This window comes from Enterobacter sp. DC4, from assembly GCF_000568095.1.
Lineage (GTDB): Bacteria > Pseudomonadota > Gammaproteobacteria > Enterobacterales > Enterobacteriaceae > Enterobacter > Enterobacter pseudoroggenkampii.
This window is the reverse complement of sequence record NZ_AZUB01000003.1, coordinates 346232-368205: the sequence shown is the minus strand read 5'-3', so window position 1 is coordinate 368205 and position 21974 is coordinate 346232. Positions and strand designations below refer to the sequence as shown.

At 52.6% G+C, this 21974-nt stretch carries 27 protein-coding genes; 4 read left to right on the top strand and 23 right to left on the bottom strand.

From position 1 onward, the window contains the following. Nucleotides 1-22: 22 nt before the first annotated feature. Complete coding sequence (locus P349_RS13095) at nt 23-760, bottom strand: Crp/Fnr family transcriptional regulator (RefSeq protein WP_032650049.1); 738 nt, start codon at nt 758-760, stop codon at nt 23-25. After that, nucleotides 757-1017 carry a helix-turn-helix domain-containing protein gene (locus P349_RS13100; RefSeq protein WP_000165917.1) on the bottom strand — a complete coding sequence of 87 codons (261 nt, stop codon included), beginning with the start codon at nt 1015-1017 and terminating at the stop codon, nt 757-759. Before P349_RS13100 ends, P349_RS13095 begins: the two co-directional genes overlap by 4 nt. 130 nt (nt 1018-1147) lie before the next feature. Between P349_RS13100 and P349_RS13105 the strand changes: the two genes are divergently transcribed. From P349_RS13105 to P349_RS13115, 4 genes are all read left to right on the top strand, one after another. Further along, nucleotides 1148-1432 (top strand): helix-turn-helix transcriptional regulator, encoded by a 285-nt coding sequence (locus tag P349_RS13105; protein WP_000612445.1) that lies wholly within the window; start codon nt 1148-1150, stop codon nt 1430-1432. Between the two features lie 102 nt (nt 1433-1534). Next, on the top strand, nt 1535-1795 hold the full coding sequence (locus tag P349_RS25395) for a helix-turn-helix domain-containing protein (RefSeq protein ID WP_000612444.1): 261 nt from the start codon (nt 1535-1537) through the stop codon (nt 1793-1795). A gap of 86 nt (nt 1796-1881) precedes the next feature. Beyond that, nucleotides 1882-3177, top strand: a complete 1296-nt coding sequence (locus P349_RS13110) for a hypothetical protein (RefSeq protein ID WP_032650046.1) — start codon at nt 1882-1884, stop codon at nt 3175-3177. Between the two features lie 184 nt (nt 3178-3361). Continuing rightward, complete coding sequence (locus P349_RS13115) at nt 3362-4339, top strand: HNH endonuclease (protein ID WP_032650044.1); 978 nt, start codon at nt 3362-3364, stop codon at nt 4337-4339. Between the two features lie 285 nt (nt 4340-4624). Here P349_RS13115 and P349_RS13120 read toward each other — a convergent pair whose 3' ends face one another. The 21 genes from P349_RS13120 to P349_RS13220 form a co-directional block, all read right to left on the bottom strand. Then, the gene (locus P349_RS13120) at nt 4625-6151 is read right to left on the bottom strand and encodes a hypothetical protein (protein WP_032650042.1); all 1527 of its coding nucleotides are present in this window, start codon (nt 6149-6151) and stop codon (nt 4625-4627) included. A 178-nt stretch (nt 6152-6329) separates the two neighbouring features. Beyond that, nucleotides 6330-8984 carry a conjugative transfer ATPase gene (locus P349_RS13125; RefSeq protein WP_032650041.1) on the bottom strand — a complete coding sequence of 885 codons (2655 nt, stop codon included), beginning with the start codon at nt 8982-8984 and terminating at the stop codon, nt 6330-6332. After that, on the bottom strand, nt 8984-9373 hold the full coding sequence (locus P349_RS13130; protein WP_032650039.1) for a TIGR03751 family conjugal transfer lipoprotein: 390 nt from the start codon (nt 9371-9373) through the stop codon (nt 8984-8986). The genes P349_RS13125 and P349_RS13130 overlap by 1 nt, the downstream gene beginning before the upstream one ends. Continuing rightward, entirely contained in the window at nt 9373-10710 is a 1338-nt protein-coding gene (locus tag P349_RS13135) for a TIGR03752 family integrating conjugative element protein (RefSeq protein WP_032650037.1), read from the bottom strand. The genes P349_RS13130 and P349_RS13135 overlap by 1 nt, the downstream gene beginning before the upstream one ends. Then, entirely contained in the window at nt 10707-11495 is a 789-nt protein-coding gene (locus P349_RS13140; RefSeq protein ID WP_032650035.1) for a TIGR03749 family integrating conjugative element protein, read from the bottom strand. The genes P349_RS13135 and P349_RS13140 overlap by 4 nt, the downstream gene beginning before the upstream one ends. Further along, nucleotides 11492-12118 carry a PFL_4703 family integrating conjugative element protein gene (locus P349_RS13145; protein WP_032650033.1) on the bottom strand — a complete coding sequence of 209 codons (627 nt, stop codon included), beginning with the start codon at nt 12116-12118 and terminating at the stop codon, nt 11492-11494. The genes P349_RS13140 and P349_RS13145 overlap by 4 nt, the downstream gene beginning before the upstream one ends. Then, a complete protein-coding gene (locus tag P349_RS13150) occupies nt 12115-12468 on the bottom strand; it encodes a TIGR03750 family conjugal transfer protein (RefSeq protein WP_032650032.1) in 354 nt (117 codons plus the stop codon). The genes P349_RS13145 and P349_RS13150 overlap by 4 nt, the downstream gene beginning before the upstream one ends. 3 nt (nt 12469-12471) lie before the next feature. Next, the gene (locus tag P349_RS13155) at nt 12472-12798 is read right to left on the bottom strand and encodes a TIGR03745 family integrating conjugative element membrane protein (RefSeq protein WP_032650030.1); all 327 of its coding nucleotides are present in this window, start codon (nt 12796-12798) and stop codon (nt 12472-12474) included. Between the two features lie 18 nt (nt 12799-12816). Next, nucleotides 12817-13050 (bottom strand): TIGR03758 family integrating conjugative element protein, encoded by a 234-nt coding sequence (locus P349_RS13160; protein ID WP_032650028.1) that lies wholly within the window; start codon nt 13048-13050, stop codon nt 12817-12819. Continuing rightward, nucleotides 13047-13361, bottom strand: coding sequence for an integrative conjugative element protein, RAQPRD family (locus tag P349_RS13165; protein ID WP_032650027.1), 315 nt, complete (start codon nt 13359-13361; stop codon nt 13047-13049). Before P349_RS13165 ends, P349_RS13160 begins: the two co-directional genes overlap by 4 nt. 87 nt (nt 13362-13448) lie before the next feature. Beyond that, nucleotides 13449-14402 carry an SIR2 family protein gene (locus P349_RS13170; RefSeq protein ID WP_032650025.1) on the bottom strand — a complete coding sequence of 318 codons (954 nt, stop codon included), beginning with the start codon at nt 14400-14402 and terminating at the stop codon, nt 13449-13451. 30 nt (nt 14403-14432) lie between these two features. After that, complete coding sequence (locus tag P349_RS13175) at nt 14433-15320, bottom strand: hypothetical protein (RefSeq protein ID WP_152540085.1); 888 nt, start codon at nt 15318-15320, stop codon at nt 14433-14435. Between the two features lie 37 nt (nt 15321-15357). Beyond that, nucleotides 15358-16038, bottom strand: a complete 681-nt coding sequence (locus P349_RS13180; RefSeq protein ID WP_032650022.1) for a TIGR03747 family integrating conjugative element membrane protein — start codon at nt 16036-16038, stop codon at nt 15358-15360. After that, nucleotides 16038-16304: a hypothetical protein gene (locus P349_RS13185; RefSeq protein WP_032650021.1), complete on the bottom strand. Its 267-nt coding sequence runs from the start codon at nt 16302-16304 to the stop codon at nt 16038-16040. Before P349_RS13185 ends, P349_RS13180 begins: the two co-directional genes overlap by 1 nt. Further along, nucleotides 16267-18300, bottom strand: a complete 2034-nt coding sequence (traD, locus tag P349_RS13190; RefSeq protein ID WP_032650019.1) for a type IV conjugative transfer system coupling protein TraD — start codon at nt 18298-18300, stop codon at nt 16267-16269. The genes P349_RS13185 and traD overlap by 38 nt, the downstream gene beginning before the upstream one ends. After that, nucleotides 18297-18704, bottom strand: a complete 408-nt coding sequence (locus tag P349_RS13195) for an integrating conjugative element protein (RefSeq protein ID WP_050597492.1) — start codon at nt 18702-18704, stop codon at nt 18297-18299. The genes traD and P349_RS13195 overlap by 4 nt, the downstream gene beginning before the upstream one ends. Next, on the bottom strand, nt 18701-19234 hold the full coding sequence (locus P349_RS13200; protein ID WP_032650017.1) for a transglycosylase SLT domain-containing protein: 534 nt from the start codon (nt 19232-19234) through the stop codon (nt 18701-18703). The genes P349_RS13195 and P349_RS13200 overlap by 4 nt, the downstream gene beginning before the upstream one ends. Next, a complete protein-coding gene (locus tag P349_RS13205; protein WP_032650015.1) occupies nt 19210-19860 on the bottom strand; it encodes a TIGR03759 family integrating conjugative element protein in 651 nt (216 codons plus the stop codon). Before P349_RS13205 ends, P349_RS13200 begins: the two co-directional genes overlap by 25 nt. A gap of 6 nt (nt 19861-19866) precedes the next feature. Next, nucleotides 19867-20475: a hypothetical protein gene (locus tag P349_RS13210; RefSeq protein WP_032650014.1), complete on the bottom strand. Its 609-nt coding sequence runs from the start codon at nt 20473-20475 to the stop codon at nt 19867-19869. Continuing rightward, entirely contained in the window at nt 20468-20935 is a 468-nt protein-coding gene (gene pilL2, locus P349_RS13215) for a PFGI-1 class ICE element type IV pilus protein PilL2 (protein WP_032650013.1), read from the bottom strand. The genes P349_RS13210 and pilL2 overlap by 8 nt, the downstream gene beginning before the upstream one ends. Before the next feature lie 120 nt (nt 20936-21055). Beyond that, nucleotides 21056-21472, bottom strand: a complete 417-nt coding sequence (locus P349_RS13220; protein ID WP_023202284.1) for an STY4534 family ICE replication protein — start codon at nt 21470-21472, stop codon at nt 21056-21058. Between the last annotated feature and the right edge of the window lie 502 nt (nt 21473-21974).

The window sequence follows — 21974 nt, the reverse complement described above, 5'->3', positions numbered from 1 at the left end:
TATATGCGTTCAAAAGAGCGGGCTAATTATGGGTGCCAGCAAGTAGTGCCACCAGTTGTTCTGGGTGACATACGTGCAAGCGGCGCTGTGAGTCATCCAGTATTCCGGCCTGTCTTAATTCCTTACTGAACCGTAAAGCGGTTTCTGTCTCACATCCCGCAAACTCGGCCACTTCACGCCACGTCCAGTCATAGCCGGAAAAATAACTCGTCAGATACCAGAGGCTACTCAGAACCCGGTGGCGGGTGCGATAGCGGGTGATCCAGCTCATGCGATGCTCCGCATCGGACAGATTCGCCACCACCTGGTTTAGCAGGAAATGAGCAAACTGCGGGTAATGATGCAGGAACTCGCTGTTGGAATGTGGAATAACGTGGCACAGCGATGCGGTCTGCAAAACGCAGGCATGGCAGTGATAGAACTCCGTACCAAACAGCCCCAGATAACCAAACCATTCACCTTGCTGGCAGGCGCGGACCAGCAGCTCTTTGCCGTTTTTTAATGTGTGGTGCAGGCCAATGACGCCATGGTTGAGATACCAAAAACCGCAGATGGGTTCTTCCTGTAGATAGATTTTGCTTCCTGTTTCACGAGCGATAGGGCGCAGCAGGGCGTGGCGGGTAAATAGGGTATAGTGAAAAGCGGTGTGGTTATGAACCGGGGCAGAAAGAAACGGCATTTCCGCTGGCGGTGGTATAGCGGCCTGCTGAACCTGAGCTGGTGTAGAGATACTGTGGAGGCTGGAGTCGGAAATAATCATAACCTGCACCTGACGGGGAGCGGATTTTTCGGTTGTCGCAGTTCGCCTTCTTCCTCATAACGGCTAGGCCAGATTTTTGCCGGGTGAACGTTGAGTGCGCGAGCAATCAGCCACTCGCCTTTGGGCCAAGGACGCGAAAGCGCATTCGCCAGCGTGGAGGAGGCCAGCCCCGCTTCCCGCGAGACCGCTGCCATACTGGTGCCGCGCTTATGCAGGGCGGCGATGATGTCGGCTGGGTGCCAGTCTTGTTTAGTCATTCTTATTCCCTCATCCAGAGAACTACGACAAACCGTGACCTTTATCTCTTTGACTTTAGGAAGTCTAAAGATAACCCATCTTAAGGAATGCTAAAGATGCTGTCAATATAACCATTAACAGGACAAGGTTATGATTCCGAAGCGTCTTAGAATTGCGAGAGAGTTGGCTGACATGTCCCAAGAAGATCTCGCCGCTGCCGCGGGTGTTTCTGAAGAAACGGGGTCCTCAAGAATTTCGCATTATGAGCATGGAAGGCATCGACCAAAATTTGAATTGGTTTGCCAGTTGGCAAGGGTGCTCAATGTTCCGGAAGGTTATTTTTACACGCTTGATGATAGCTTTGCCGAAGCGATGCTAAAGCTCTACGCAGGCGAAATCGTGCAGTGGAAAAAACCAGTAAGTGAACCTAGTTAGTTCTTTTGCTTATGAAGTCAGAACCTATCTTTATGAACTCTAAAGATAAGATTTCTTGAGTAATGCTAAAGATTGCCGTAAACCCATGTTTGGATAAGCGGCATGATTCCTAAAAGGCTTAAAGAAGCGCGTTTACGTGCAAAACTTACTCAAGAGAAACTAGGCGTACTTGCTGGTATCGAAGAAGCTACGGCCTATTCCCGTTTGTCACATTATGAAAATGGAACGCATAAGCCAACTTTTGAACTTGTATGCGAATTTGCTCGCGTTTTGAATGTACCTGAGTGTTATTTTTATACTGTAGATGATGGTTTTGCAGATGAAGTTCTAAAATTGTATAAGCACTATAAAGGGCAAATTTAGTTGCAGTATTTTTTAGTTTAAGTGATTTGATTCAATCAATTGCAAGCCAGCTTCTCTGATAATGTCTCTCGCAAAGGGAGAATGCCATGTCAGAAAGTCTGCAAACTAATGTCACTCAAGCGTTACCTGACGACAGGGAAGAACTTTACCGTCTTGTCTGGCGCGAGCCAGCGGAGAGAATCGCTTCTCTCTATAACATCAGCAAAGAGCAACTGACAAAACGATGCGCTGAATTACGGATACCCAGGCCGCTCGCTGGATACTGGAAAGCTCTGGCGAAAGGAACTGCACCGGCGGTACCTGCTTTGCCTGATTTGAAGAGTGGCAAGGTAGAAAAATCCCCCAGAAAAACCAGCCAGGCCATTCCTCCTCCCACAAAAATATCATCGAAAGTAGCAGCGCCAGCACCGCGAAAGCGAACAAGAACAGCGGGTAGTGGTTATGCACTGATCGATGATCTCAAAACTTACCTTCCCGTCTCTTCTGTCACAAAAGATGGCTACTACAAACCAACGAAAAAGAAGCTACTCGATCTGAATGTTTCAGAAACGGGATTCAACAGTGCTATCGATTTTCTGAGTCGGTTCTTTGCTGCACTGGGAAAGCAAGGTTATTGGGTAAGGTTAGCTGAAGGAAATGAAGGATTTCATTGTCAGGGCATAGATATCAAAGAAGACCCAAAAGAGGGAGGTTTGCGCTATGACAGTTTATGGCGCCCTTGTTCAGCCAGTATTATCTGTGTTGGGGATATGCTGTTCGCCTTTAGCCTTGCTGAAATGACGGAATATGTTCCGGCAAAAGAGGTTAATGGCCGGTATATCCGCGATGAAACGATGATCCGCTGGATGAGGGGGAAGTATGACAAGCCATTTCGCTATGTCATTAAACATGCCTTACCTACCGGACGATTCTTTCTACAGCTCTACTCGCCATACTCGTCAACTAACTGGCAGGCTGAGTTTCGCCAGACAAAACAGTGCGGGCTTATAAGCCAGATCCCGAAAATCATTTCCGCGATGCGTGATGCTGTTCCGTTGATAAAGAAGCAGCAGGAAGAAGCCAGAATTAAAGCAGAAGAACGGCGAATCCAGTGGGAACTGGATGAAAAGAGATATCGGGAAAAGGAGCGGGTCAGAAGGGAAAAAGAGGCATACAACGCCAGCTTAGCCGAACTGGAAGCTATTATGGTGCAGTGGGCAGAAGATAAGCGTATAGAGCAGTTTTTTCGTGAAGCAGAGTTGGATGCGGTGGATTTTGATGAGCAACAAAGGTTAAAGATTATGGAGCGCTTACAACTGGCTCGGCAGTTCTTGTCGGTAGATAAGGCGGCTGAGCGTTTGATGAAATGGAGGATTCCGCAGGAACGGTTAGATAAAGCGTAGACGATTGTCCCTGTTTTGGAATCTGTATTTCTTATAGTCACCATCCGGCTTGACAGTCTGCTTTGAACGAGAGGAGGACGCTGAGATCTCGTTGTGCTACTGAAGCCTAAACGTTGTACTATGTTCCCAGCACGCTATTATTGCTTTATGATTCAACTGTTACTTTGATGATGGAATCAAGCAGATGAGTCAGAAAGCATGGTCTTTTAAAGCAGTAGGTCAGGATGATCTCCGGTACTTCGGGAATAACGGTTATCAAGATGACTCAACTAGTTTTTATCGATATGACAACTTTGTGCCAAACCATAAGCAAGTCAAAAAAGGAGATATTGTCATAGTAACTGATAGAAAAAATGTTCAGGGTATATCAGTTATAACCAATTTATCTTCAGCCCCATACATAAAAGCTCGTAACCGATGCCCATATGAAAATTGCACGCCAGCAAAGTTAATCCTTCGGAAATCTAAAAAACCAAAGTGGCGCTGCAGCAATGGACATGAATTTGAACAGCCTAAAGTAGAAGACGTTCCTGCATTTGAATTTAAAGCTGAATATAAGCAAAACTACATGCCCATTAATTCTATCTCCATAATAGATTTAATATCTCATACACCGCGCTACAACGTTCAAAGTTCAATTCAAGAAGTTGATTTTGAATGGGCAAAAAGTCTATTTTGTAATGTCATTCAGTTGGATTCTACTGAAGCGGACATTGATGATATTCCTCTCGATGTAGATGATCAGCGAAAGGTTATTCTACGGCAAATTAAGCAAAGGCGTGGGCAAAAAACTTTTCGCGACACTCTGATATCCCAAGCAGCAAAATGTGCAATAAGTGGTTGTGAAATCATTGATATCCTCGAAGCTGCACATATCACCGCATACAAAAATGATACACATAACCATATAAGTAATGGACTATTATTGCGTTGTGATATGCATACTCTTTACGATCTGGATTTATTTGCAATCGATCCGGATTCGTTCGTTATTTACTTTGCTCCACAGATCCAAGATAAAGAGTATGTAAAGTATCATGGAAAAAAGCTACATGTAGCGTACAAGATTAATCGCGGAGCTCTTGTCGAAAGGTGGAAAAGGTTTACTGAAAAATATGCTTTGACTATAGTCAATTCGCTAAATCTTACCATGCATGTTTAAAGTGCACAGCTGATTGTTGAGAAGAGTTACTTAGACACCGTGAATCGATGAATGACGGTTCTATCACGATTGAGAGATGGGTACACTAGCTCAGACGAGAGCATCAGAGGATTTTGTCCACTGCCTGTTGAACACATAGAGATTCATCTTGCGACGGGATATAAAATATCATCGTTTCCACTTTCTTCAATGCCACTTACGGCATTATTTATTCTCTTGTGTATCTATAGGCCGCGTGGGCAGTGCGGCCTAGCTAACTGCTCTGGATATATAGGAAGAGTTAAGCTATTTGAAATACTTCATCCTTATATATGGCTTCCTTATTAATTCTTTCTCAATTTCAAGGGCGGAGAAATTGAGTTGTTCTACATTCCTTTTTGAACATACTTTATCAAGTTTGTCATAAAGAGTTGCGTCGATTATAGTGTTAGTAAAAACACCAAACCCTTCGACATCGTAAGAATCTAGCATATCACCAACATCTGTAAGTTTCGTTGCAGAAAGTGATCCTGCTCCGGTGACCAATTTACACTGGAAAATCCATTTTTTGGGCTCCATTAATCGTTCGGTAGGAATATCATATACTTGTATATCTCTACCTCCATCACGTGAACGAGACTTACCTAATTTTCTGATCGTTTCATTATTAAAACGTGGATGGCTATAGATTATATCATAGCAAAGCTGTTCAAATTGCTCGTCATCAATTTCGGACCAATTATATGTTAACCCAGCGGAAAAACCTATATTAATGCCGGTAGATAAAAGGACTTCACCTAATGTTTCGTTAAAGTTTTTTATCTGAGATAATTTCAACTCAGCGGTATCGTAAAGGAGATGGTAAAAATTACCGTCATCAACTATTACTAAAGTTCCGTTTGGATCAACATAACATTGCTCATGAGTCGGTTTTTGGGAGAGTAAGCTACTATCATGGTCTATCAGCTCCCTCAAAAAATTATTATAGGGCGAATAAGTAAATGTAGAGTTAGACCAATCAAATGGATCTGGTGGCCACCTATATTCATCTCTTGACAACTCAATACTACTACAAACTTTAGATTTAAAGTAATGATTCATTGGGAAATAAGAAATGATGACATCAGAGGTAGTGTAAGAGACCCCTTTTAACACTACAATGCTAGAGGGTATAAAACTTTCAAAATTGTAGTTTTGCTCGGTAACTTTAAAAAAGTTATTTATATCAACAGTATTTGGTAAAATCCAAGCATCTGGTGATGTATAACATCTATCACCAATCTTGCTACTGTAAGCGCTCTTCCAGAAACCCAAAGCTCTCTCAGGATACTTATTTATTTCACTTCGATATTCATCTGGAACATCAGACATCATCTCAAAATATTTACCTCCTATTAAATTTGCATAATAAAAATCATGCAAGGCAGGCACCTTTATATTAAAATTATCTAGATCATTTTCTATAGAGATTACTGCATCTATGATTTTACTGTATTCTAAGGGAGGTTCACTATAAAGACTGCCATCATATTGTTTATAAAGGATTATACAATCCCTTAGTGCTTCATGAAATTTTTCGTTTGGTTTTGTTAAAGATAATTTAATGAACGATTTATGATTTTCACTATTGTAATATGAGACTGCCCGGGCGTGTTGACAAGTGCTTGCCAATCGTTCTCCTGCCCATATAGCCTCAAGATAGTCATCGCACAAGTCAAAATATGAGCTTGAGAAACCAACACTCTCTAAAGGAATAAATACCTCAATAACATCTGACTGTAGGATATGTTTTATATCATCGACATCTATATCATCTAAGTAAATCTCAACCATTGAATTTTTCACCGTTGATTAATACAGGCTAATGTTAGCAATATCTGCTTATAGCACTCAAGGGAAGTCCTCTTTCTCAATGATTAATACATTGAGTCATGCCCCTCTTTTGGAGCAAAGCTTCCCATCTGATCTAATTGCCATTTGGATAAAACAATACCCGATTCGAGCTGCCCACTCAATCATTGAAACAACACCTCTCCGCCACCCTCATCGCCGCCTCCAGCTCACTACACCCAAACTCCCTCATAATCCGCATCCGCTCTGCCTTTTCGTGCTTCTCCGTCATCCCCAGCGCCAGCCACAGGGCAGGAGAGACCACGCGGAACAGCGCTTCCACGCGTGGCGAAAGCACCACGCCTTCGGTGTATTTCCCCGGCGCCTTAGTGGCGCTGAGCAGGAGCTGGCGCTGTTCCGGCGTCAGGGATTTAAAGCGACTGACCTGTTCCACTTCTTCGGGTGGCATCACCAGCAGCTCCCACCACTCGATCATATTGAGTAGCTTCTTTGCGTCATCTGGGAAGTCGCTCAGGTTCTGTGTTGCCAGCCATAGCCAGATCCCCAGCTTGCGCCACATCTTCGAACCCTTAGTCAGAAACCGCGCCAGCAGCGGGTTGACGGTGATGATATGTGCCTCGTCGGTAATATTGACGATGGGCCGGGAAAGATGCTGGTCACGCTCACCGAGGTTGTTGATATGGTTAATCAGCGAGATATAGGCGATCGCCAGCTGCGCTTCGTAGCCTTCGCGGGCAAACATCGCCAGATCCACCAGAGTGATATCCGCTTCCGGCCACGCCTCGCCCTCGCGGTTGAACAGTTCGCCTTCAAACCCGGAGCAGAACATATTCATCGCTTCGCCCATCTCCCACAACCGGTTACGGCGGGATTCCGGTAGCGCTGCATCCTGTGCCAGCGTGAACAGGGCATCGCGGATATCCTGGGTCAGCGTCTGTCTTTGTTCGCGGTCGGTGAGCCGGGCCGCGTGCAGAATCGCTTCGCGGATCAGCGCCCGGTCTGAGCGAGTCAGGCGGGCGTCTTCTTTTAGCTCGCCACCGGTGATCATCAGTCGGGCTGTAATCTCCATCTCTCCCAGCAGATCGCGCTGCTCGTTATTGGCGTCTTCGGGATCGTCATCATCCGGTTCTGCTGAAGGCGCATCACTTTCCGCCAGTTTCCACGCATCGGCAAACAGCGGCAACGTGATGCCGGAGCCGGGCTTCAGACTGATTTTATTCACCGTCAGCCCATGTTCGCGGGCGTAATCGGCCATCAGCCCGAACGAGTTGCCTGCCTCGACGATAAACAGACGCGGGCGGTGCAGCGCCATCAGTTGCGCGATTTTGGCGTTCAGGGTGGCGGATTTGCCCGCGCCGGTCGGGCCGAGCAGCAACAGGTGGCCGTTCTGGGCGCGGTCCTCGCGGTTAAGCGGGTCCCAGCACAGCATCCCGCCGCCCCGGTTGAAATAGCTGACGCCCGGATGCCCGGTGCCGCTCTCGCGGCCAAACAGCGGCAGCAGGTTGGCGAGATGCTGCACAAAGCTGAAGCGGGTATAGAGCTGGCGCTTATCCCGCGCCGGGTCGAAGCACATCGGCAGCCAGCGTAGCCATGAGCTGAGTGGAGCGAGTTCGTCATTCTCCTGTACCGGAACCATACCCGCATTCAGCAGCAGGCTGTTCAGGCTGCGCACGCGCTTGGTCAGTTCGCTGTTATCCGGGGCGGAGAGGTAAAACGCCAGCGCGCTGCGGTAGAGTTTGTGGCCGTCCTTCAGCCAGTGGCGCACCTCCTGACAGTCTTTTTTGGTGTACTCCGATTCGACGTTCTCGCCGATGGCGCGGTCGCTGAGGCGGCTTAAATGTTCTTCCAGCCGGTCCTGCGGCCAGACGACAATCGTCAACGCCATAATCACCCCTTCCGGCAGCAGGTCGAACAGTGCGTTAATGCCGTCGCCGCGTGCAGACTCTCCTGTCATATGGCCGACGGTGGGCGGTTTGCGCAGCCTGTCCAGCACGATAACTTTATGTGGACGCTGGTCGAACAGCCATGTTCCCTGCGCGGCCTGTGAGCGTGGTTCGCTACACAGCAGGCTCTCGGCAAAGTCGTTCAACTCCGGTGTGTCATCCTGCTGCGCCATCTGTTGCCAGAACTGCCGGGGCGAGTCGGCCATCTGCGGGGCGGGATTAAACCAGCGCAACAGCCAGTGGCGAATGGCCTCACATTCCAGCCTGCGGGCGTGAATACCCGCGCCCGCCAGCGCGGAGACCATCCGTTCACAAACGGTGTTCAATGCTTCTTCCGGCGAGTCTTCCAGCGGATCGCGGGGTTTGGTGGGTAGCCAGCGGTAGACCACCATCCGGGTATGGCGTTGCTGAGCACGCCAGCGGGTATGGCTGACGGCATCGTCCATGAAGTAGCCTTCCGGACGGGAAACGGCGTGCAGGTGGCGTTCCATCTCATTCAGCCAGGCGTGGGTAAAATCAGAGTTCCGTGCTTCCGGTACGGCGTAGTCATGCAGTGCGGCCAGCCAGCTTGCGGTATCGTCCTCATCCTGGCAGTAAAACTGCACCACCCACGGATGGCGGTCGTATTCCGTGAAGCTGTCCTGGATTGCATCCTTCAGGATATCGCGTAACTCTTCCAGCCGAGCCGGGGAACGACCTTCGGTGCCGAAAGGCGTGATGTCATACACGGCGCCGACCGAGCGCCCGTCATCCAGCAGCAGCGTTTTGCTTTCCGGCTGATACTCCACCCACGGCAGAAAATCGACGAACGATGCACCTTTCTGGTACAGGCTGTCCACTGTTCGTTCAGTCAGCGTGCCGCTACGCATCATCACAGTGGATCGGTTCGCTCGCCGGGCAGGGCGTATTGCACCCGGTTATAGAAGGGGAAGATGGTGGTATAGCCAGGCACCGGGACGCCTTCGCTGCCTGCCAGATGAGGGAAGATATACATCTCTAGGTCCGGGTTTGGCAGTCGCCGGAACAGCGCCTGCGTGGCATTGTCGTCGCTGCGTGTGGTCTGCTGTTGTTGCGCGGTCATCGTGGTGCCATCCAGCGGGCGACGCAGCACCGATCGTGCGTCGTACAGCGCCTGCGCATCGCTGTTCTGTCTACCCCAGATATTCAGCATGGTGGTATTTTCATCCACCGGCAGCAGCGTTTTCTGGTCTGTGCTACAGGCGCTTAGAAGCAGCGATAACAGCAATATCAGGATACGCATCAGTCCAAGTCTCCAGTGCGATCGCCCGCCGTGCGGTAGTTCACCCGCCGTCCGTCAGGTTCGTAGTCGATGGCGAGCTGGCGGGTGATGTGTATGGCAACGGCCTGACCGGGTGGCACGTAGATGGCATCGAACATCTGGCCGTAGCGTTGTTTAAACCAGTCGGCGCTCTCTTTCAGACCGCCGCCCAGCGCCTGGCCGAGCACGTACTGCCCGCTGTCGCCCGTCAGCGCGGTAGTGATGGAACCGTCTTCCACGGTGGAGGTCGTCTGGTTGTTCGCCAGCGCCTGCGCGGCGGCGGACGATCCGGCCAGCAGGAACTGCGAGCCGATATATTCGGCGGCGTTGGATTTCCGTTCGCCGGGGATACAGGGCAGGCCGTGAGGGTCGGACAGCCAGCCGATATTGCCTTCCGCGCCGTTTCCGGTTTTATCACCTTCGGCGGGTAGCGTGCGCACCGTGCCGTCGCGAAAGACAAAGGTGATTGACGTTAAGCTGCCGCGCACGCAGGAGAGCGTCCAGTCGCCGGTGGCGCTGCCAGAGATCACCGCGCCTTCAATATCGGGCAACTCGATACCGTTGGCGGTGAGGTTATCGCGGCCAATCAGCACCTTGAACGGATAAGGATCGGTGACGCTGCCGTTAAGCGGAATGTGCCCCAGCAACGCAGTCATCGCCACCGAGCCGATTAATGTGCTGTTCTGCGGCAGAGTGTAGACCGGTTTGACGACGACGGGCGGTGGTGTTTCTGGCTGTGGTGCGGTGTTCTGCATCGAGGAAGGAAAGGCCAGCGCTGGTTGCAGAGGACGACCATTTTTATCGGTTGGCAGAGCATCGGCGGGGGCTATCCAGCGCAGTGGTTTGCCGGAAACCGCTTCCGGTTCATCAATGCCCAGCCCAGCCAGCGAATCGTCCGTTGTTCTGTTGCCCTTAAGCTGCTGGATCTGCGTCTGTAATGAGCTGAGCAATTCGTTTTGCTGCTGTGAGGTACTGGTCTGCTGGCGGTTAATGGCCTCATTAATGCGGCTGTCGGTATTCTGTTCGCGTTCACGCAGGCGCTGGTTTTCCTGCAACAGAGCGGCGTTGCTGGCCTTTACCGTTTCCAGTTCCTTGCGCCAGAGTTTCATCTGGCCGACCAGCATGGCAACGGTATCGGCGGGCGTGTCGCCCTCAATCCCCAGAGCTTTCAGCTCGTCCTGACTGAGGGGCGTAGCAGGCTCAGAGGATTTTGACGGTGTGGTTTTGCGGTCCTGGCAGGCATGAAACAGCAGGACGCTGCCCGCCAGCAGGATGAGCGGCGTCAGAACACGCAGCAGGATATTGGCCTGGAGTTTCATTTTTTCTTCTCCGGCACAGGTTCCGGCAGGATCGCCTGTTCAGGACGATGATTGCGGGTGATGAGATAGAGCACGGTGGTGTCTTCGGCACTGCCCGCAGGCCCCAGCCAGCGATGCTGGAAGGAGGCGGCGTAAAACCGCCCCTGAAGCTGGCGCGGATCGAGTTCCAGCCGGGTGGTGCTCTTATTCTGAAGCCGGATCGCCGCCAGATGATAAGGATCCAGCTTCCAGCCGCCGATCGGTATGGCGCTGACGGGTAGCGCGGGTAGCAGGGTGGTGATGGTTTTTGCCAGCCGCACGCCTTCGGGCTGCACGCCCGGCAAAGGTTCCACGGTGCGTAGCGGGGCATACAGTATCTGCGCGGCATAGCGGGTGAGCGCCACCGGAAGCGGCGTGGAGGGTAAGGATTGAGGAACTGCATCGGGCTTCGCGTCAGTCGTTTTTTTCTCTTCGCGGACAATGCGCATCGGCTCACGGATGCGCTCGCCCTTGCTGGCGGAGACATCCAGCAAAATCAGCTCGCCGTTTTCTGTGTCCTGAAGCTGTAACCGGGTGGCGGCAAACGGCTGGCTGGCAAGCAGGTACAACGTGCCGTTGCTGCTCTGAATGCGCAACTTGCCCTCCAGAGCGGCGGGATAACCCACCCGGACATTGCGGTCCACAAAGATGATCCGCTCCTGCCCGATGTTCAGCGTCACCGGCAGCGGGATACGCTCCCATTTCACCAGTTCGACGGCGTGCAAGGGGAGGGCAATCAGCAGGATCAGCAGTGGGCGGACATTCATGGTTTAGCCGCCTCCAGTTTCTGCGGCGGCGAGGAGAAGCAGTCCAGCGCCAGCCCCCACGGATTTTTCTGCTGATCGATGTTGTAGCGCAGCACTTTGATGGGATATCGAACCATCGCTCGCTTGACGGGTTCGGAGTGGAAATACTCATCGACGGTCAGGTCCAGCGTCACAATCCAGTTGTCGCGGTCGAGGATCTGCACCTGCTTATCGCTGAATCCCCGACCGGGGATTTCATACACGCCGCGTACCCGGTCGCGCAGTTCGCCGTTTTGCAGACGCTGGCGAAATTCCCGGTCAATCTGGCTGTAGCAACCGGGGGTAAGGTAAGCCCGCAGGGCGCTGAGGTTACGGGGATAATCGGCCTCACCGTTGGTCGGCCAACGGTTGATCTGCTGAAACACCGAAAACGCAAAGGCGTACACCGTGGCGGGCGGCACTTCCCACCACGGACGCTGACTGGCGGCGCGGAGATCCGGCGGCAGGTACACCGTGAGCTGGCGTGGGGCGCTGTACCAGCCGAATCCCATGCCTGATGCCAGCAGGAATAACGCGACCAGCGCAATATGCAGGGTGCGGATATGCGCATCCCGCGCGGCCAGCGCGTGCTTAAAGGCGCTCATCGTCGGCTCCTGCGAATGGCCCAGACGCCATCGTGCAGGACAAAACGCTGAGTGCCGATACCGATGCGGGCCAGTTTCAGCTCCAGTGCCCGGTACAGCCAGCTCTCCGGGCGTCCGCGTTTTAGTCGTGCCAGCCAGCGCCCGCCGCAGAGGATCGCCAGCGCACCGCCGGGCAGGGCGCAGCCGGGGATAAGGCTCCAGTTGCGCCACAGTATCGCCGGAATGGTTCCAGTGATTGAGCCGGTAGCCAGCCCGACAAGCAGCGCTATCAGCAGCTCGTTGACCGTCAGGCCGCGAAACACCGCAGGCTCGCGGTTTAACCGTTCCGGGAGAAAGGGGATAGTGCTCATGGCTTACAGGATGTCCGAGGCCTGGTTGAGCAACCAGATGGTGATCACCAACAGAACCGCACCGACGCCCGCCATTGCACCCAAATCTTTCCACTGCTTACGCCCGCCCTGAATTTCGGAGTAGGTGGCGATGCAGTTGTTGGCGACCACCAGAAAGCCCACGGCACATATGCCCAGCGTCATCAGGATCACGATGTCATAGCCGTAGTTCTGCAACGTCTCCATGATGCCGTCGCCCTGACCGCGTGAAGGATCTTCCATCTCTGGCAGATCGGCATATGCAGGCAGAGCCGGGAACCACGGCAGCCATCTGAAGATGCGTTTTTTCATTTTGCCTCCTGAAATCCGCTAACTCAGTACCAGCCAGAAGCTGACCAGCAGCAGTAAAATTGTTCGTCCGCCGATGCTGCCCAGCATTCGCCAGCTTACCCGTGCGGTTGCCACACCCCGGTAGGCATCATTCAGCACCCAGACCACCCACAGCAGCAGGAAGGCGCTGAACAGGCCGAGCGTCACCAGGCTGACAGCATCGGGCTTCACCAGACTGGCAGCCTGGAAAGCGCTGATTTGTTCAGGGGTCATGGCGTGGCTTTTTCCTCACGATATTGTCCGAACAGCGTCGCTGTATCTCGCGGCTGAGCGCGGGCAGGGGTGAGGTAATGTTCAATCCCGCTACGCAGAGTTGTGATATCGCCGTGGATGCGCGGATAGTCGAAGTAGTAACGCTCGTTGATGCCGGTTCTGGCGCTTTGCTGGGCGCGGTGGAGCGAGGCTTCGATTTGGTTAAGCTGGTTGAGAGACAGGGTTAGCTCTTCGCGCTCGGTGAGGGGGGAAGCAAGGGCAGAACATATACCTGATAATATAATAAAGAACGAAATAAAAAATCTTTTCATATCTGCATCCTGAAACAGTTGCTTTTCAGGATGCAAATTTTGCTGGTTGGCATAAAGGGGGAATTGATTATTGCGTGACTAAAATTTTTATGGATGTCTGCTATGAATATCCGCTATCACTGATAGGTAAAATGCTTCCTCCTTCACTTTGGATTGTGTGAAATCACTACCAAAATTCGAATTGATATGTACGCCAACGCTTTCGAGGAGTTCTACCTTGACAAGGAGGCGTTTGATATTTTCCTCTGGGCATTGAGATGAGTCGAGAAAACAGGAAGGTAAGTAATAAGTGATGTTATTATTTATGCTTATTTCTGATTTTTTTAGAAATCTATTTCTTTCTCTGGAAGTTAACAACCACCAAAGATCTATTTCCATAAAATCCAAAGTTAACCCGATGATATAGATATCTCTGAGGAAAAAATTATCTATCCAGCTGTATTCCGTTGTGATGGTTTTTTTCTTGAGTCTGCTGGTTAATGGCTTTTGGTCATAATCTTCCTTCTTATAATGGCTCCCGGTGATTGTATAGTTCCTCATACCTTGCAGGTGGCCACTGTAGTGCTCATAACCAAGAGTGATTGAGTTAGGGACAGTAATGTCACCGTGGATATGCCAGATTTTTTTGCTACCTAATATATGATGCCTGAATACGTTGTAGCGCTGCTCCTTGATGATTCCTGCATTGCGAAGCTGCGTTGACCCTGTTTTCTGAATTATGGAATCCTCAAATGCAAGATCGTAATTTGTTGTCATTATATTCTGGCACTCGAGGTTGGTGATTGCCTGATGAATAGCATTAGGTTTTATTTTTGCAATCTTTCCAGCAATAAATTCTTTAACTCTACTTTCTGTATTGTTTTTACCGTTACCTTTGAGAATGTTAAAGTAAATTTCTTCATATGCTAGAGGAAAAGGTTTGTTTTGTGTATTAACATTTATCGAAAATTTATCATTGAGACTCTCTAGTACATCATTCCAAGAGTACCCGTGGGAGAGATTATTGATGCCGTTACCAATAAGCAGTGAATAGTCGTTCATCTAACTTCCTTTTTATAAAGAGATTTTAAATTAAAACTCGTTCACAACTTGGTGAAACTCCGGACATTCATCACCAAGATACATAAATAAATCACAGTATAAATCTATTAGCAAGTGTAGCGAGTCTATGAACTTTGCATAATTATAAAACTTGGGTCCACAATTGTTTTCTAACTCAACCTTTGTGTTGTTGATTTCAATTGAATAATCATTGCCGGATTTATTTATACCTATGTTGTGGATTGTGTTTCTAAGTGAAAATAAGAAGTGAACAAGTTCTGTAGCTTTACTTCTTTGAGTTTTATCTGAAAGGCCCGTATAAGTTATTTTGGATAGAATGAAATCAATTTTTTCTCTTGATGATACATAGGAATTTGTCTTTGTGAATATTTCCATCTTTAACTCGTTAAGAGCATCTGTGTTTCCAGTTTGCGTTAGTTCTACATATCTCAAAAGTCGTTCTTCTAGTTTTTTTAGTTTTGTATTCTTGCTTGCATGTTTGTTCTTTATTGCATCGTATGCTTTGCATGTCCAGTATTCAAATACGGAGAAAATATTTATAAAAAATCTTGTTAGGAGCATATGAATTAATTTGTCAGCTTGCCAGACGTATATGTCATTTAAATCTTTCTCAATTAATGCTATGCTGTTATCACCATGTTTCAATTCTAAGTAGTGGTAGTATTTATTATTTTTTACGCAGCTGTTTATGAGTTCGGTTATGCCAATCCTGTGATTTGAATTAGTAAGCTCATCATTCATAATGAATAACAATGGTAAGTCGATTTCATCGCTAAAATCAGAAAAAAAAGTACCAATGGTATGATATTTAGACATTTCCTCCCAATATAAGCATCTTCTTTTAAGGCTAATTAATGCTTGTAGTCGGTCAATATTGTTTGGATCAAGATTGTTCATTTTTACCTCTAATTTGTATTGCATATTATACGTAAAGTTATAAATGCTTTTTAAACGCCCCTAGAGTCGCTGATAACGCCAGCCCAATTCCCAAAGCTCCTGGTATCAGCACATACTCCGGCTCAAGGAAAATTGGTACCGCTAACCACACCAGTCCCGTCGCTATCAAGTTGGATGAAATCATACGCCTGGCGTGGTGATAAACAAACCCGGACTCATGACCTGCGCCGAATCGCCGTAAGTCGCGTCTTACCAGCCCGTCAATAAGCCCGACGACGATAATCAGCGCAAATAGCGGCAGTGCCTGCAACAGAATCGCCAGCCGCAGCAAAAAGGTGAGGGTGACGTTACCCGCTGACAGTAACTCGCAGCGGATCACCGTAGTGACGGTTTCCGTCCAGAACAATCCACTTTGGCCGTTGAGCGTATGAACCAGCGTCGCAATCCCTTGCTGCAACTTATCGCTGACAAGCGTCAGAGCCTGCAACAACCACAACGGTGCGCCAGCAAAGTCCCGCCACCACTGCCATGTCTCCTGCAATACCTGCTCACTGTGGCTGGCGCAGGTGTTCCGCCAGAAAAATGCATCGCCCAGCCATTCCAGCGCTATCGCCAGCATCCATGCGCCGAGGCAAAAGCCAACCAGCACGCCGGGTAGCAATGCGATCCAGCCGAGTAGATCGGGGCGGCGCACAGGTTGTGGAGCATGGTCGGGCATCAGTGCAGCGGTCGCGTGACGTAGCGGCAGAGGAATCGCGCCTCGTGAGCCTCATCCAGTCGAACCTGAAAAATATCGTGTTCATCCTGCGGTGATGTAGCTTCGCGCCATGCCTGAAAGCCCTGTAAATTCATGCGGACGATAATCTGGTCGGGCGTCTCTCCCTGCGTCAGCGCTTCTAACGCCTGTTGCAAGGGAAGAGGCAGCGTTTGCGCAGGCCACATCACTTCAACGCTCACGAGCTGGCGGTGTGTCCGGGGTATCATCGGTCAGTTTCTCCGTGGTTTCGCTGTCGTTCAGCCATAAAATAGGGTCATTTTTCGCCGTTACAACTGTCTCCGGGCGGTTCCACCAGACGGGAGCGCTGTCGTACTGTTTTTCCATATAACGGGCGATTTGCGCGATGTTCTCCGGCATCAGCGGATCGTGCGCGGTATCCGGTAACGGGATGCGTAGCTTCCAGAGCTGGCCACCTTCCAGCAGAGCAAATGCCTGGCCTTTGGGGAGCTGGACCAGTGAGGCGGGTTCCAGTAGCGGCACCTGTACGCTGCTCACGCGATCCTGGGTGTTGCTGGAAAACCCGATGTTGCCCTGAGCGTCGGCACTGTCGGTGACGCCGGAACTGACGCTGTTGCTGAGCACATCCACCTGCGGCAGTTGTCTGGTCAGCAGTTCGGCGGTGGCGGTCTCCCGCACCCGCATCATGATCAGGCTGTTGAAGTTGCCGACCACCTGGCCCGCTTTGGCGCGGTCGCCGATGCGGGCTTCGATGTCGGAGAGCGTCTGGGTGTAGGCCGTGACCTGCACGCTTGCACCGCCGCCTTTGTTGATCAACGGAATAAATTCATCTCCCATCAGTTCGCTGAACTCATCGCAGTGCAGGTTGATTGCTGCTTTCTCTTCCGTCTGCGGTAGGCCATCCATCACGCCGTGCTTGTAGATATGTCCGGCGACGCTGACCAGATCGGCGAACATTGAATTACCAACAGCGGCGGCAATCTCCGCATCGGACAGCGCATCCAGCCCGACATAGACAATCGCCCGCTGGCGAATGGCCTGCTGCCAGTCGAATACCGGGCGTGGATCGTTGAGGTCGCCGTAGTCCGGAGCCAGCAGTTGCGCGATTTTCCCGGTGGTCAGTTTTTCCAGCAGCGGCAGCAGCGAGGCGACGATCTTATCGAAATAGGTTTTGTCGTAGCGCACGGCAGAACGTAGGCCGTCGAGGATCGGGTCATGCAGCCGGGTGGTGGAAAGGTACTGCTCCAGCGCGACGACGTAGCTGTCCCGGCCCTGAAGGTTACGCGGCGTGTTTTTTTCGGTGATGCCACCGGCAATCCGTACCACGTTGTCCCATGCCTGGCGGTCGTGACCGGGCAGGAAGACACGGGCGTAGTCGATAAACAGTTCGTCGATATTGATAACGTGACGGGCGATGCGAGCGTAATCCGGTCGCTGGCCCAGCGCCACTAGGGCGCGGGTGATGATGTTGACGAAGCGCCACGCGAACTCGCGGAAGGCGGCGGAATTGCCCTCAGTGGAAAGCTGTCCGGCAATTCGGCTGGCCACTTCCGAGATGCGGCCAAAGCGTCCGACGGCGTTGTAGCGGGCGGAAATTTCCGGCCAGCCGAGATGGAACAGCCAGAAGACGCTTTCCCGTCCGGCGCGGTGCGCCTCCGCCCAGACGCGACGCAGCAGGTCGGCATCGCCCTTGGGGTCGAAAACAATCACCGTGTCGCCACGGCGAATATCCTGGGCAATCAGCAGTTCCGCCAGCCGAGTTTTACCTACGCGAGTGGTGCCGAGCACCAGCGTATGTCCGGGTCGGTCGCGTAGTGGCAACGTGACGCGATCTTCTCGCAGTTCCACGCCATGCAGCAGCGGATCGCCGCCGCTGGTAGAAGGGCGATCCGTCCGGAGCCAGTGTTCACATTGTGGCAGACGGCACAGATACAGCCGCTGGGTATGCGTGGGTAGCCAGCGAAATCCGCGCCCAAGAAACAGGGCGTCGGGTAACAGCGGGATACGGCTGGCAGAGAGCGTCCAGAGCGGCAGATGGCGCACGCGGTGGCGAAAGCGCAGGATGCGAATCCCCTGCTTTAGCCGCAGGGCAGACAGTGCAAGCAAGGCCAGCGCCAGTAGCCAGCCGGAACAGGGCGTCAGCAGCAGCGTTTGCGGAGCCGTCACGCACCATACTGCCGCCAGCAGGGCCGCGCTGGTGCTGTAAAGCTCTACCGCCGGGCGCAGGATGAAATCGAGCCTCATTGTTCCAGCCCCTTGTCGGTGATGAGTACCGGATACGCGCTGATGGGCAGATGTTTTGCCATATCGTCGGCGCTGACGGGCAGCAGCGTCAGTTTGGGTGCGATGGCCCGCAGGGCATTCAACCGCGCCAGCGTGGTGACGTTCACCACCAGCCCGGTGGCGTGCAAGTTTTTTAATACGTCCCGGTGCTGGCGCAGCCATTCTGTGGACTGTGGATCGTCGCCGATTAAAAACAGCGGCGTCATTCCCGGCAGGCTGAGCGGCAGACGCGGTTGCTGACCGGGATGCAGAGTGTGGGTGACGACGGGCAGTAACCTGGCCTCATCCAGCGCCTGCATGGGAACGGCAGGTCCGGCAATCGCGGCGGCAGTAAACAGCAGCATGGCTGGAATAAGGTGTTTCATGGCGACGTCCCTGATGCGAAGAGCAGCCGGATTTGCTGGCTGATTTTCTGGCGGTAAACGGCGGCGGGTTTGCCTCCGGCGGGATGGTGGTATCGGGCGGCAGCGTCCAGCCAGCTTCCGGGGGAGGCATTGTAGTGCTGACGCAGCAGCAGGGCGGTGACGGTGAGATTGTCCGTCGGATCAAAACTGGCGCACAGCGAGGGAAACCACTGGCCGTTCCAGCCGAGATTAATCTGTCCCAGCCCGACGTCGATGCGTTTCAGGCTGCGAGTACGGGCGAAGGCCAGCAATGCCCGGCAGGCTGAAGAACGGCTGGGGTAACGGTAGCCGGTTCCGGCAATATTCAGCGTCCACGGCCACGGATGCAGCCCCTGCGCGAGTCGGGTGCCGCTTTCCGCGCGGGCCACCGCGTAGAGCAGTTCCGCCGGAACCTGTTGCTGGCGGGCGATTTGCGCATACAGCGGCGGCACGGCGCAGGCGTGGGCACTGATAAGCAGGCCGACTATCAGGGAGCAGAGACGGGACGCCATTGCTCCCCCTGTTGTTCCAGCAATAGCGGCAGCTTTCCGCCGCCGAGGCGTTGCCAGCGCCCGTTATCGTGATTAAGCGTTATCTGTCCGCGTTCGACCTTGCGCATATCAATATGCTGGCGTTGCGCCCAGCGTTGCAGGCTGGCATCGTCGTTACGGCTGTTGACTAGCCAGATGTCCAGCGGGCGGTCATCGTTGATAAGCTTCTGCGCCAGCGTCTCGCAGGCCGGGCATTTTTCACTGACGAACAGCGCCAGTCGTGGCTGGACGACGCTGCGGATGGGCGTCAGCGTCGGGTAAAGCCGCTTCCACGCCTGGTCGTAGGCACGCTGGAACGCCAGCTCTTTCTCCACCCGCTGATGTTCTTTACGGGCCAGCAGCTCGGCGAAGCGCTGGCGTTCGGCGTCGCTGCTGGCCTCCACGCCGAGGGTGGTGAGGGGATCGAGCCCCGGCGACCAGATACCGCGCTCGCCCTGACGCAGTTGCTGGTAGCGCTGCCATTCGCTGTCGGTCAGCCCCCACTGCTGCGCCTGCGTGTGAGTGATGGCCTGTTCTTCAATACGGGTTTGCTGCGGGCTGGCAAACAGCGGCAGTAGCAGAAGGCACAGCAGCAGGTATCTGCGCATTGCGGTTTATCCTCCGGCATTCAGCGTCAGCCGCTGCCCGCCTTTACGGAAGATGGCGCGGTCGCTGTCCAGTTGCAACAGTTGCCAGCCCTGCACGTTGTCGCCGGGGGCAACAAGCTGAAACTGTGAGAGCGAGCGATAGCCGGATGGGGCGATGACGGCGAACTGCTGCCCGGCGCGAAACTCGCTGCCAATAAAAGAAAAAGGGGCCTTTGCGGCCCAAAGCGGAGATGGGACGGGGCGTTTTGCCTTTGCGCGGCTGCGCGTGGCGGTCTGTTGTTGCAGGTGTTGATAACTGGTGTTCAGGGTCTGGACCTGTTTCTCCAGCTCCTTGATCTGTTCGTTAATGGGCTGAAGTCGTTCGGCCAGAGTGCTGGCGGCATCGTTAAGCTGTCTGGCAAGGGCTTCCGTGCGATCGGTGATGTTTTTTACGGCAACCTTCAGCTCGTGATAATCGCTGTCCGGCTGCGGCTGGTCGCGCCACTGTGTTATCTGGCGTTGTGTCTGTTGCTGCGTCAGCGTCAGGGTGTTCAGGCGGTTGAAACACCAGAACACCGCCGCCGCCAGCAGGAGGAGGGCGCTGCCTGCTATCAGGTAAGCCAGACGTTTAAGCATGATGATCTCCCGTTCCCGGCGTGTTCAGGTGAAAACAAACTTCGCGGTTCAGTACGTCGATCTGCATCAGCCAGCCTGGCCCGGCCAGCGTCTTCAGTGCCTCTTCCAGCCGCATCGGGCCGAGCTGGTATTGCGAAAGCGGCAGCGGTTTGCCAGCCAGAAACTGCGTGGGATGGTCATCGACGCACAGGTTGTAGCCGCTCTGTTTCAGCAGCCAGGTGAAGGCGTCGCCAACGGTGAGCTTCAGGTTTAGCGGCAGGTTGATGTTGACGATTTGGTGCAGCGGGTTGCGCTGAGCATCGTCGGAGCGGGTGTTAATCAGCAGGTAACGGTCATAGCGCACCACTTCAGGTGCGGGTGGTGGTGTTGCGGGTTTTGGTGCAGGCGCAACGGGCTGTCGGGGCGCGGTGCAGCCGCCCAGCATCAATAATGTGATAACCCATCCTGTTATTCGCGCCATTGTCTCTCTTAATCTTGTGAGGAATAACCCGAGGGTGCGCAATGGTGAGAAGGCAGACAACGCGAAATTGTTTTTCGGTTGTGAAAGAAAGACGCCCGGAATGGGCGTCACAATGAAAATTCAGGCAGCATCAGCTTCTGCCTCTGCTTCCTGATTTCCGGCCTGCCAGACGACTTCCCCGTCGATTTTGACAAGGCCAATATAGAGCAGCCGGGCTTTCAGGCTGACGCCCGTTTCGCCTTTACGCTCGCCTTTGCTGTAGGTGAACATATCGACGTATAAGTCGCCCAACCGGAAGTGGATCAGCACCTTGCGCTTTTCATTGACCGCCTGCTCGCAGCGGGCAATCAGCTTACGCGCTTCGCTGCCGGTGACTTTGCAGTCAAAGCGGACATAGTCCACGTCATCGGCAGCCCCGCTTAATGCGGCAATGTCACAGCATAAAAAGGGTTCGCCGCGTTTTGGGGTGACGGTGCGGACACGGTTAACGTAACCCAGACCGCTGGTGTACAGATTAAAGTAAGTTTTCTCGTTCATAGGATCCTCCCGCGTGGTTGAACGCGGCGCTTAGTGATATGCAGAGTGCATCGGGTGAAAGAGATGCGCCTGTGTGATGCTGCGCACTTAAAAGGATTTGGAACCACGCCAGACGGCGGGTAGCTTGCAGGTTCCGACTACCAGGTAAGCAAGGGGATTTAAACGAGGGGGAAGGGAAATTGCGAGGCGATATTCTGTTTGCTGCACCTTAAATATCGTGTTCCGCACGGAGGCTGTTAAGGTGCAGCGGGCTGAAGGGGCACTGGCCGCGTAGGGTTACGCGCGATTTCTGTCAGCAGTGTAAATCGCAATAACTGGCGCTTGCGCACAAACGGATCCCGTTGTTATCCGGTGGGCGCCGGAAAAATGCAGGCGGTCCGGGCGGATAGCGAGACGGCTGTCGCCTGGCTATCCGCCCGGAATGATACTGAACAAGAGTAGAGGTTGTTTTGCGCGACGGAAGCGTCACGAGCGCGAATAGGCAAAACAAGTCGCGCTGTTG